The following is a 12,585-nucleotide window of genomic DNA, read 5'->3' on the forward strand; positions in this document are numbered from 1 at the left end:
CGGTGGTGTCGTGGCGGTGGCGTTGTGTTGCAAAGAAGATTGGATGAGACATATTGCCTGGCATCGCCGGCATCCTGGATTCATCTACATCATTTATTTAGATTTTAATAATTGAGATTGAGTTTACTTTCACATTTTTCTGTTTTTTTGCGAATTTGTGATTTGGAAATTAGGCTGAAATATTTGGTGATTGACGATGGGTGATGAACAGCGGGATAACGCTGCTTATTTAAAAGTTTTGGTAGCTAGAGTATGACAGTGCTGTCCATCTTGTGTGCAAATAGTGATCAAAGAAGTGCTTTTACAGAGGGTGAGGCTAGTGTTTTCCCGTGGGGTTCAAATAAAATGATTTTGTTTCGAATGGTTTCTTTGTGATGATTATATGTCATGTATTTGTTTCATTTTTGGTTGGAATGGTATGCCGTAATATTGCTGAAATAGGTGATGTCTGGTGCTGTTTTGAGGCGAGCTCCTCGCTGAAGGGAATGCCCTGACTGATGTCTGGCTGCCTGCTGTGGTTCTGTTTATATATTTGTTTTTAATATATTTTTTGGTGTTTTTGTTGCCCAGTCAAGCATGTTTTTACTAGCGGCCCAGGCGAGATGCCCGTTGTGCTTTATTCCTCCATATTGTTCTGGTACAGGCGATAAATGTAACTTGTAGGTTGGGTCTGTGAGTGTGAATTTGACTATCGCTATAAGTGAATTCGGAATTTTGCTGAATTCTGTGTTTATCGGTCTATTCATGGTTTTCTTTCATGCCCCATACTTAAGCAAAGAGTTCTGGCAAGTGTGGCGTTGGGGGAAATATGGAAACCTATCAGGCCGTAAAAGAAGAGATACCGGGAATATTGCGTCATGGTATCGGTACTGGTGCAGCGTTGGATGCGGCAACTTTGTTGTTCTATGCCCATGGCAGCTCGTTCAAGATACTTTTGTCCGGCGTTGCAGATGAGTTTATTTCTACCAGCGATTTGCTGGGAGATGGCAGCGGAATGATGGTGCACAGATTTGCCAGTGCCGGGATGGCATTGCACCATCTGGTGAAGGATGATTCCTGGCTACTGGTGCGTGCAGATCGCAGGATCAGTATTTTCTTTCGAGACTCTTTGAAAATTCTTCCTGAGGGAGAACTGGTCTTGTTTAAGGGTGAGGATATCAATGCCGCTGCATTTCAGGATTTCAAGGGAATTATCCTGATGATGTCGGGGTCATCAATGTCGCCCTACGATCGCAGCCTCCTTACTCGTCATGCCAGTACCGCATGTTTCAAGAGTGGCTGGGGGCGGCTGTTGGGCTCTTATCTGGAAAGCCTGGATTGCAAGACGCTTTGCGTGGTGACCAAGGATGCATCGGGGCGCAATGTCATTGAACAGCAGATCATGGCGATGATGCGCCGTGCGTTGCTGGAACGGCTGAACGGCGTCCGTTCCTGGAGCAAGAAGGATGGTGATGGCAGCGGCGTTCAGAGCCGGGGCGAGCTGCTTTTCAAGAAGATTTGCTCCTGGATTTCAGAGAATCATTCCAATCCTGAGATGAGCTCTGAGTTTGTTGCTGAGCATTTTGGTATTTCGTCACGTTATATCCAGAATCTTTTCTCGAAATATGGCAAGGGTTATACGTTCGTGTCCTTTTTGCGAGAGAAACGTATGCAAAGAGCCTGGGACATGATCACTGGTGTGGAGCACGCGCATCAGAATATATCGGAAATTTGCTGGAATTGTGGATTTTCCGATCCTGTCTATTTCGGTAAAACATTCAGGGCCTATTTTGGCATGACGCCAGGCCAGGCGCGGCGCCAGGGATTGCGTGATGCTATTCCTTTGCGACACAGGGAGAATGCGGCAAGCATGTATTAATGGTTGTATCCCAGTGCTTGTTTTTTATCTTCCATCCGTGTTGGTCGGTACCTGAGATTTTTTTAACTTACTGTTTGCGAGGCGAAATATTTCGTCTTGCTAGAGCGCATTATTGCTATTTTTTGTGATTGATTTACTCATAGATGTTGATTTGGGGTGTAATTGGATGTAATTGGTTTTGCCTCAAGAGGGATTGACGAAATTTTTTTCCGAGTGTTCGTCTGTTTAGTGATTTTGTTCGGAATACAGCTAATTGGCACGTTGTCATGACACCGATAATCAGCACGAGTTTGGATAGGTTCGAGGTATTTTGCCTATCAACTTAATTGGGGCCGTGTAAGCGCTGTCCCGCCTTGTTTTTATGACAAGGTGGGGCGAGCTTGTGTTTTTGGAAATATGTGACTGGCTGGTAGCCATGTATTTTCAATAGCAGCGCGGCACATCGACGGCTTCACAACGTGACGCCTGATTAACCAGCTGATTTCTTGGTTAGGTCAAATTATGCCAATATCAATTCTTAGCAAAGTGAATGGCAGCACAGAGGAAGTTCCTCTGGGCGACATTCGCTTGGCTCAGCCCAGCGTGGTGAAAATACCGGTCAGCCCGCAGCAGGTTGCTAGCTTGCAGCCTGCCGGAACCGACCTGGTTGTCACCCTGCGCAATGGTGAAAAAATCACCATTCGTAATTTCTTTTTGGTCGACGAAGAAGACCGCCGCAGCGAACTTGTTCTCGAAGACGAGAATGGCGTTCTGTGGTGGGCTCAATATGCTCAGCCGGGCGCTGAGTTCTCTTTCGTTGAAATCTCCGCTCTTGAAGACGTCCTGGCTATTGCTCAGGCCGGTAACTCCATTCCTACCTGGCTGGCTGCCGGCCTAGCCATTCTGGGCCTCGGCGGCATGATCGCAGCGCTTGGCGGTAGTGGTAGCTCCAGCGATGACTCCGATGCGGATGCTGACGCTGACGCCGATGCGGATGCCGATGCGGATGCGGATGCGGATGCGGATGCGGATGCGGATGCGGATGCAGATGCCGATGCAGATGCTGACGCCGATGCAGATGCTGACGCCGACGCTGATGCGGATGCTGACGCAGATGCCGATGCTGACGCCGACGCCGATGCCGATGCCGATGCTGATGCGGATGCGGATGCTGATGCGGATGCTGATGCGGATGCGGATGCGGATGCTGATGCTGATGCGGATGCGGATGCGGATGCGGATGCGGATGCGGATGCGGATGCCGATGCAGATGCTGACGCTGACGCTGACGCTGACGCCGATGCCGACGCTGATGCTGACGCCGACGCGGATGCCGACGCTGATGCTGACGCCGATGCCGACGCGGATGCTGACGCCGACGCTGATGCTGACGCCGATGCCGATGCCGATGCCGATGCGGATGCAGACGCCGATGCTGATGCAGACGCCGATGCTGACGCCGATGCGGATGCTGACGCCGATGCGGATGCTGACGCCGATGCGGATGCTGACGCCGATGCGGATGCTGACGCCGATGCGGATGCCGATGCAGATGCCGATGCCGACGCGGACGCTGATGCTGATGCTGACGCCGATGCCGACGCCGATGCGGATGCTGATGCCGACGCTGATGCCGACGCGGACGCCGACGCCGACGCCGACGCTGATGCGGACGCTGACGCTGACGCGGATGCCGACGCCGACGCTGATGCGGACGCCGATGCTGATGCTGACGCCGACGCCGACGCCGACGCCGACGCCGACGCTGATGCGGACGCCGATGCTGATGCCGATGCAGACGCTGACGCTGACGCTGACGCCGATGCTGATGCTGACGCCGATGCTGATGCTGATGCTGACGCCGATGCGGATGCTGACGCCGATGCTGATGCTGATGCTGATGCTGATGCTGACGCTGACGCTGATGCTGACGCTGATGCTGATGCTGATGCTGATGCTGATGCTGATGCTGATGCTGACGCTGATGCGGATGCTGACGCTGATGCGGATGCTGACGCTGACGCCGACGCGGACGCCGACGCCGACGCCGACGCCGACGCTGACGCGGACGCCGACGCGGACGCCGACGCCGACGCCGATGCAGATGCCGATGCAGATGCTGACGCCGATGCCGATGCCGATGCTGATGCCGATGCCGACGCCGACGCCGACGCCGACGCTGATGCGGACGCCGATGCTGATGCCGATGCAGACGCCGACGCTGACGCTGACGCCGATGCTGATGCTGATGCTGACGCCGATGCTGATGCTGACGCTGATGCGGATGCTGACGCTGACGCCGACGCTGACGCGGACGCCGACGCGGACGCCGACGCCGACGCCGACGCTGATGCTGATGCTGATGCTGATGCTGATGCTGATGCTGATGCTGATGCTGATGCTGATGCTGATGCTGATGCTGATGCTGATGCTGATGCTGACGCCGACGCGGACGCCGATGCTGATGCTGATGCTGACGCCGATGCCGACGCTGATGCTGACGCGGATGCTGATGCTGATGCCGACGCCGATGCCGATGCAGACGCCGATGCTGATGCCGACGCTGATGCTGACGCCGATGCGGATGCTGACGCCGATGCTGATGCCGACGCGGATGCCGATGCAGATGCAGATGCCGATGCCGACGCGGACGCTGATGCTGATGCTGATGCTGACGCCGATGCGGATGCTGACGCCGATGCGGATGCCGACGCGGATGCCGATGCAGATGCCGATGCCGACGCGGATGCTGATGCTGACGCCGATGCGGATGCCGACGCCGATGCGGACGCCGATGCCGATGCGGACGCCGATGCAGACGCCGATGCGGATGCGGATGCTGATGCCGACGCCGATGCGGATGCTGATGCTGATGCTGATGCTGACGCTGACGCTGACGCTGACGCTGACGCGGATGCCGATGCCGATGCTGATGCTGATGCTGACGCCGACGCCGACGCTGATGCGGACGCCGACGCCGACGCCGATGCTGATGCCGATGCTGATGCCGATGCTGATGCCGATGCTGATGCCGACGCGGATGCCGATGCTGACGCTGACGCTGACGCGGATGCCGATGCCGACGCTGATGCGGACGCCGACGCCGACGCGGATGCCGATGCCGATGCCGATGCCGATGCCGATGCGGATGCTGACGCCGATGCTGACGCTGATGCCGACGCTGATGCTGACGCCGACGCTGATGCTGACGCCGATGCTGATGCAGACGCTGACGCGGATGCGGATGCTGATGCTGATGCGGATGCAGACGCCGATGCAGACGCCGATGCAGACGCCGATGCCGATGCCGACGCGGATGCTGACGCCGACGCTGACGCCGACGCTGACGCCGACGCTGACGCCGACGCTGACGCCGACGCTGACGCCGACGCTGACGCGGATGCCGACGCTGATGCTGACGCCGACGCCGACGCTGATGCTGACGCCGATGCTGATGCTGACGCCGATGCGGATGCCGACGCGGATGCGGATGCTGACGCCGACGCAGATGCCGATGCAGATGCTGACGCCGACGCCGATGCAGACGCCGATGCAGACGCCGATGCGGATGCTGATGCGGATGCTGATGCCGACGCGGATGCCGATGCCGACGCGGATGCTGACGCTGACGCTGATGCCGACGCTGATGCCGATGCAGATGCAGATGCCGATGCCGATGCCGACGCTGATGCCGATGCCGATGCCGACGCTGATGCAGATGCAGATGCAGACGCCGATGCAGATGCTGATTCCGACACTTCGGACGACTTCTACACCGCCAAGGTAGATATCGAGCCGACAGAGCTCGATACGCAGGTACAGAGCGATAGCCGTCTGTCGATTATCGACATTGGCGGGCTGTGGGATGCATTCTTCGACGGGGCTCCCCGGTTCAGTTTCACGGTTGGGGAAGGCGAGACGGCGACGAGCGAGATCAGCGTTTCTTCCGGCTCGGCGATTTCCTTGCTGGATAACGTCAAGGTTCAGCTGCGTGTCAAGGATGAGAACGGGAACTGGAAGGTGCTGGAGGAATCCGGCTCCGGTGGCCTGATTGATATCATCGGTATCTTCGGTGGCAAGGCCAAGTTCACGATCAATGACCTGCCCCCGGGTGAGTACCAGGTGATCGCAGCGGTACGCGGGCTCAGCGTGCTGACGACGACCAAGGTCGAAGGCACGACGACGTTCTACGACCACACTGAGGTGGGTTCCTACAAGGTGACGCCGGTATCGGGCAATGTGCTCGACAACGACGCCGCAGGCGAGGGCGCCAAGGTTACCCATATCGACGGGGAACAGGTTGGCGCGAACGGTACGACGACGTTCGAAGGCGAATATGGCAGCCTGACCATTGGTGCGAATGGCGAATTTACCTATACGCCATACGATACGAATGGCTTGGGTATTGGCAAGGTCGAGACGTTCGAATACACGATCAAGGCAGCTGACGGTTCCGAGAGTACGGCCGAGATCCATATTCGTATCGACAGCGATGGTCAAGGCCTGATCTGGCCCGAGGATCCGTCGCAACCCGCCGAAGTTGATCTGGTGGCCAATAACGATACGGGTGAGACCGTTATCAATAGTGACTACCTGGTGACCCAAGGTGGGCCTAGCGAGCAGGCTCCCAGCCAGACGATTGGTGGCATTTTTGCCGGGGCAGTGACTAAGACAAGCTCGGTCAACTTTACGGTTGATCCGGACAGCAAGGCTGATGTCAAGATCACGGCTTCTTCACCTGATGAGCTGCTTGTTTCCGATAGCTTGAAGGTGACGGTGACAGGTCCTAATGGCTACTCCAAGACCTACACCGGTACGGGCGGGTTGTTTAGCAACCTGAGTGTTCAGGAGATGTTGCAAGGCCTTGAGGCTGGCAACTACACCGTCACGGCCACGTATCAACGTAGCGGTACTGGAACTGGCGGTAAGTTGGAGCTGGCGTACGAGACTCAGTCGGTCACGCACCTGGATGAATACGTCGTCAAGGACATTCAAGCCGCAACCGGCAATGTGCTGGCTGACGATCATCTGGGCTCGACCTACACCAAGTTCCTGGTGGAGAACGGAAGCGGTCAGTTCGTTGCGGTTGCCAATGGCACGACGGTCACGGGCCTGTATGGCGTGTTGACCATCAATACCGATGGCAGCTACTCGTACGCGCCGACGTCCTCGCTGGCCGCTATTGGTAAGGAAGATGTCTTTACCTATCGTCTGGAGCACCCGAACGGTACGGTCGAGGAAGCGACGCTGACGATAGCGGTAGAGCACGGTACGGGTCCGTTCGAACCTGACGCGCTCGATTCCGCTGACGAGTTCTCTGCGTTCGCCGATACCGATGCGTTCGAGGACGAGAGCGATGACCACGACAGCGATGTGGTGGCATTGCGCGGCCTGGACGCTGAAGACGGTACCGATGCTGAACCGGCAACAGAAGTTGCCGAGCTGAATCTGGACGACTTGCTGTACGAGCCGTCCGAGGAAGGCGATGTCGACCTGAGCGCGTTGTCGGAAGACGGCGAAGATCAGGAAGACGCGGCAGCCGAGGCGCAGGAGAGCGTGACCGCAGCAGTCGAGACGGACGAACCGGTGGTGGATGTGCCGCTGGTCAATCCGCTGGATGACGATCTGAATCAGCCGCAGGTGTTTCTTGGCTAATTCAGGCTAGTCACAGCTGATAGAAAGCCGGGCCTTGCAGTTCGAGGCCCGGCTTTCCTTACTCGAATGACTATCGTCAGCTCGTTCCAATCCAGGGATTCAAAAGGATGTGCGCAATGCCAGCTTCTTGGTCACTCAGATATGCCTTTTTTTCTGTTTTTGCCACATATGTATTCGTTACTCCGGCGCATGCGGAAACGCTTGCCCCGCCGGAGGTAGTGCCGGCGGCCCCAGCCACCGTGATGACGCCGATGGCGGGAAGCGGAGCCCAAGGGGGAATAGATGCCGTTTGGAGTACGCTCGCACCCGAGGGGGGAGCGCATTGGGAAGCTGCGGCCGGGCCGCAGGAAGGAATGGACATGCTGTCTGCCGTGCGGCAGACGGTCGAGGGGCATCCGTCGGTACGGAATGCTGTCAGTAATCTGCAGCGTTCGGAAGAATATATCGGTGTTGCCCGTGCTGCCTATTACCCGCAGATCAAGGGCGGGCTCAGCAGTGAGCTGAGCAATCGGGATATCGGCCGCTTTGAGAACAAGCGTGTGCAGAAGTTGAGCGTTTCGGCATCGCAGATGCTGTATGACTTCGGTAAGGTGCGCAGCAATGTTGACCAGGCCCAGGCAGGGCAGGCCGTGGCGCGTGCCAGGCTATTGGCCACCGTGGACCAGATGGGACGGGAGGCCGCGCAATCGTTTATTGAGGTGCAGCGCTATGAGGCGCTGACACGCATTGCCGACGAGCAGATCAGGGGAGTGGCTGCCATCGCCAGGCTGGCGAAAGAGCGCCGCGCGCTTGGCGCGAGCACGCTGTCCGATGAAGTTCAGGCGCAGTCGCGCGAGGACGCCGCCCGGGCAACCAGCGTGCAGATGGTGTCGCAATGGGAGCGCTGGCGCGCCAATTTGCGCAACTTGCTGGGGCAGCAGCAGACGCCGGAGGTGGAGGGTGAGGTTCCGCTCGGTTTTTCCGGGGCGTGCCAGGTGGGGGAACCCAATTGGCAGGCCATCCCGTCCGTCATGCTGGCCCTGGCAGAGCAGCGTGAAGCCGAGGCCGCACTGGACGGGGCGGCCGCGCAGACCTTGCCCACGATCTCCTTGGAGGGGTCAGCCAGCCGGGCATTGAATGTTTCCAACAGTGATTCCCGCAACGACGCGACGGTAGGCCTCAATTTTTCCATGCCGTTCTATCAGGGCGGGGGGTTGCAGGCCCAGAAGCGGGCAGCCAGCCATGGCCTGCAGGCCGCGCAAGCTGCCAATGCCAATGCCATGAGAACTGTCACGCAAGGGTTGCTGGATGCGCGTGAACAGGCACTGGGCTACGAGTTGCGCGCGCCCATCCTGGCGCAGCGCACGCAGAGCAGCCGTCAGACTCGGGATTTGTATCGTCAACAGTACCTGGACCTGGGCACGCGCACGCTGCTGGATCTGCTCAACGCAGAGCAGGAGTTTCACCAGTCCAAGGTGGAGGTCGTCAACAATATGTATGACTTATATCGTTTGCAGCTGGATTGTCTCTTCTATACCGGGCAGGTGCGTTCGGTATTCGGCCTGGATGGCAGCACCATCGCGGGCGTGGAGATCCAGCCATGAGTGCCGTGCCGGAAGAAACAATCAGTGCTGCGCCGGACGTCGCGCAGGCTGGACCTGATGAGCAGAGCGTACCGGGCGCGCAGCCTGACCTGGGTGCGTGGCTGGACGCGATCCTGAAGGTGGCGGCCCACTACCGTATGGAGTGTTCGGAAGAAACCATCCGTCTGGCAACGGCCTGGAACCAGGGGCGAACCTTGACCTTGGCTGTACGTCAGATGGCCAAGCAGGCCGGGCTGGTCATGCGCCAGGTTGAGCCGGATATTGCGAAGATCACACCATGGCGGCTGCCGATGGTCGTGCAACTGCGTGACGGTCAGGTTGGTGTACTGACGGCAATCAGTACCGAGAACCGCTACAGCATTCTGTTTAGCGGTGACGCGGGATTGGCCTCCACCCTGGAGCAGGGTGAGCTACAGGTGCAATTGGATAGTCTGGTGGTCTTGCGTCCGGCAAGGGAGGCACCGGATGTTCGGGTGGACGAGTACATCAAGCCGGTCGAGAAAAACTGGCTGCGCCAGATCGTGCTGCAGGATTGGCGGCCATACCGTCATCTGATGCTGGCGTCGCTGGTGATCAATGTGTTGGCGCTTGCAGGTATCTTTTTCTCGCGGCAGGTTTATGACCGTGTCATCCCGGCCCAGTCCTATCCGACCCTGTATGTCCTGTTCGGTGGCGTGGTGGTGGCCTTGATATTTGCTTTCGTGATGCGCCTGGCGCGCACGCATATTACCGATGTTGTGGGCAAGCGCGCTGATCTCAGGATATCCGACCGGGTATTCGGCCATGCGCTGCGAGTACGCAATGCCGCCAGGCCAAAGGCCACAGGCACCTTCATTTCCCAATTGCGGGAGTTGGAACACGTACGCGAAATCCTGACGTCCACAACCGTGACGGCTGTCGCGGACCTGCCGTTCTTCCTTCTGTTCTGCGTCATTTTCTGGTTCATCGCGCCACCGTTGATCTGGCTGCCATTCGTGGTATTCCTGCTGTTGCTGATCCCCAGCCTGCTGGTACAGGGGCGCTTGCGGGACCTGGCCCAATCCAGCATGCGCGAAGCGTCGCTGCGCAATGCGATGCTGGTGGAATCGGTGCAGGGCATGGAAGACATCAAGGTGCTGCAGGCCGAGCAACGTTTCCAGAACCAATGGAACCACTACAACGCCGTCAATGCGGAATCCAGCCTGAAATTGCGGGCGCTGACGCAGAAACTGTCAGCCTGGACACAGACGGTACAGGGCGCCGCGTTCGCAATTGTGGTGTTTGTCGGCGCGCCGCTGGTGATGGATGGCGACCTGACGACTGGCGCGTTGGTGGCGGCGTCCATCCTGTCGTCGCGGATGATCGCACCGCTGGCCGGTCTCACACAGATCATGAATCGCTGGCAGCAGGCCAAGGTAGCGATGCAGGGCCTGAATAACGTGATGAGGCTGCCGGTCGACAATCCTGAAAAGGAGAAGCGGATACATCGCGCCTGCCTCAATGGCAATTATGAGATCAACCAGGCCGTCTTGAGCTATGACGGTGAAACGCCGGTGCTGCAGGTCGGCAAGCTGGTGATCCGTGCGGGCGAACGTATTGCCGTTCTGGGCAGCAATGGCGCTGGCAAGTCCTCGCTGTTGCAGGGGCTGGCAGGGCTGCTTGAGCCGATGACCGGCAGCGTGATGCTCGATGGTGCCAACCTGGGTCACCTGGACCCTGCCGATGTACGGCGCGATGTTGGCCTGGTCAGCCAGAATGCCCGTCTGTTCCACGGCACGTTGCGTGAGAACCTTTTGCTGGGTGCGCCTGGTGCCAGCGACGACGAGCTGGAAGCCGCCCTGCAGGCCACAGGGGCCTGGGCCTTCATCCAGCGTCTGCCGGCTGGCCTGGATCACGTAGTGCTCGAGGGCGGGCATGGCCTGTCTGGCGGGCAGCGCCAGAGCCTGCTGTTGGCGCGCATGTTGATCCGGCAGCCGCATGTCCTGTTGCTCGATGAACCCACCGCGTCGCTGGATGAAGCGGCTGAACGTCATCTGATCTCTGTGCTGGCGGGCATGGGGCCGGAACGTACCATGGTGATCGCCACGCACCGCATGTCGGTGCTGGGGCTGGTGCAGCGCATCATCGTGCTGGCCAACGGCCGGGTGGTCATGGATGGGCACAAGCAGGAAATCCTGGAAAAGCTGCGCGGCAAACCGGCCGCCACGAGCCCGCGCACGACACGGGCCAGGACGGAAGGAGCGACGGAATGAGCGTGTCCAGGAAAGATAATGAGCGCGACCTGACAGCCGTGCTGCTGACTCAGTCGCACAACCATGACAGCAATGACCACGATGCGTTCGATGAGTCCAGGGCAAGCCGTTCCTACCGAGTGGTCTGGATCATCCTGATCATGCTGGCGGCCTTTTTCACCTGGGCCTGGCTGTTCACGATAGATGAAGTTTCCAGCGGCAGCGGCAAGGTAATCCCGACTTCGCGCGAACAGGTCATCCAGTCGCTGGAAGGCGGGATTCTCACTGAACTGCTGGTGTCTGAAGGAGACATTGTCGAGAAAGGGCAGGTGCTGGCGCAGCTGGACCCGACCCGCAGTGAATCCAATGTGGAGGAAACCGCAGCGCGCTACCGTGCTGCATTGGCGAGCTCCGTGCGCCTGCAGGCCGAAGTGAGCGGACGCAGCAAACTTGATTTTCCCGAGGAACTCAAGCCTTATCCCGCCCTGATCGCGGCGGAGACGGCCTTGTTCGAGTCACGCCGCAAGGGCTTGCAGGAATCGTTGTCGGGCCTGAATCGGTCGTTGGCGCTGGTAAACCAGGAACTGAACATCACGCAGTCGCTGCTGAAGACTGGTGCTGCCAGCAACGTGGAACTGATCCGGCTGCAGCGCCAACGTTCCGAGCTGGAGCTGAAAATCACCGAAATGCGGGCGGATTACATGGTCAAGGCGCGCGAGGAACTGTCCCGGGCCAACGCGGAAGTGCAATCGCTGCAGTCTGTGGTGCGGGGCCGGGCCGATACCTTGACGCGCCTGACGCATCGTTCGCCGGTGCGAGGCGTGGTGAAGGACCTGGCCATTACGACCATGGGAGGCGTGGTGCCGCCCAACGGCAACCTGATGGCAATCGTGCCACTGGATGAAAAGTTGCTGATAGAAGCGCGTATTTCGCCGCGTGATATTGCGTTTATCCATCCTGGGCAGCGGGCCCTGGTCAAGATCACGGCCTATGACTATTCGATCTACGGCGGGTTGGAGGGGGTGGTGGCGACCATTGCTCCGGACACCATGCGTGATGAGGTCAAGCAGGACGTTTTCTATTACCGGGTCTATATCCGGACGGATTCCGATGCGCTCGTCAATGAAGCCGGGCAGCGCTTTCCCATTGTGCCGGGGATGATCGCCACGGTCGATATCAAGACTGGCAGCAAGACGATCTGGGATTACCTGGTCAAGCCAGTGAACAAGGTCAGGGAAGCCATGCGGGAACGCTGACGGTTGCGTCCGTCGTTCGCATGGGGGAGGCGCTGGGCGCCAGC

Annotated in this window: 5 protein-coding genes; all 5 read left to right on the forward strand. The window is 58.5% G+C overall.

The features are described 5' to 3' along the window. Window positions 1-808 precede the first annotated feature (808 nt). The 5 genes from EV679_RS12760 to EV679_RS12790 all read left to right on the forward strand — a co-directional run bounded on the left by EV679_RS12760 (window position 809) and on the right by EV679_RS12790 (window position 12,541). Window positions 809-1,858: a helix-turn-helix transcriptional regulator gene (locus EV679_RS12760; protein ID WP_068370975.1), complete on the forward strand. Its 1,050-nt coding sequence runs from the start codon at window positions 809-811 to the stop codon at window positions 1,856-1,858. A gap of 501 nt (window positions 1,859-2,359) precedes the next feature. Further along, complete coding sequence (locus EV679_RS18010) at window positions 2,360-7,492, forward strand: BapA/Bap/LapF family large adhesin (RefSeq protein ID WP_165390050.1); 5,133 nt, start codon at window positions 2,360-2,362, stop codon at window positions 7,490-7,492. A gap of 359 nt (window positions 7,493-7,851) precedes the next feature. Next, window positions 7,852-9,075, forward strand: a complete 1,224-nt coding sequence (locus EV679_RS12780) for a TolC family outer membrane protein (RefSeq protein ID WP_165390051.1) — start codon at window positions 7,852-7,854, stop codon at window positions 9,073-9,075. Further along, window positions 9,072-11,306, forward strand: a complete 2,235-nt coding sequence (locus EV679_RS12785; protein ID WP_130487422.1) for a type I secretion system permease/ATPase — start codon at window positions 9,072-9,074, stop codon at window positions 11,304-11,306. Before EV679_RS12780 ends, EV679_RS12785 begins: the two co-directional genes overlap by 4 nt. Window positions 11,307-11,308: 2 nt before the next feature. Further along, window positions 11,309-12,541: a beta-barrel domain-containing protein gene (locus EV679_RS12790; protein ID WP_415777772.1), complete on the forward strand. Its 1,233-nt coding sequence runs from the start codon at window positions 11,309-11,311 to the stop codon at window positions 12,539-12,541. The last annotated feature ends 44 nt before the right edge of the window (window positions 12,542-12,585 follow it).

The sequence above is a fragment of the Kerstersia gyiorum genome (assembly GCF_004216755.1).
Taxonomy (GTDB): Bacteria; Pseudomonadota; Gammaproteobacteria; order Burkholderiales; family Burkholderiaceae_B; genus Kerstersia; species Kerstersia gyiorum.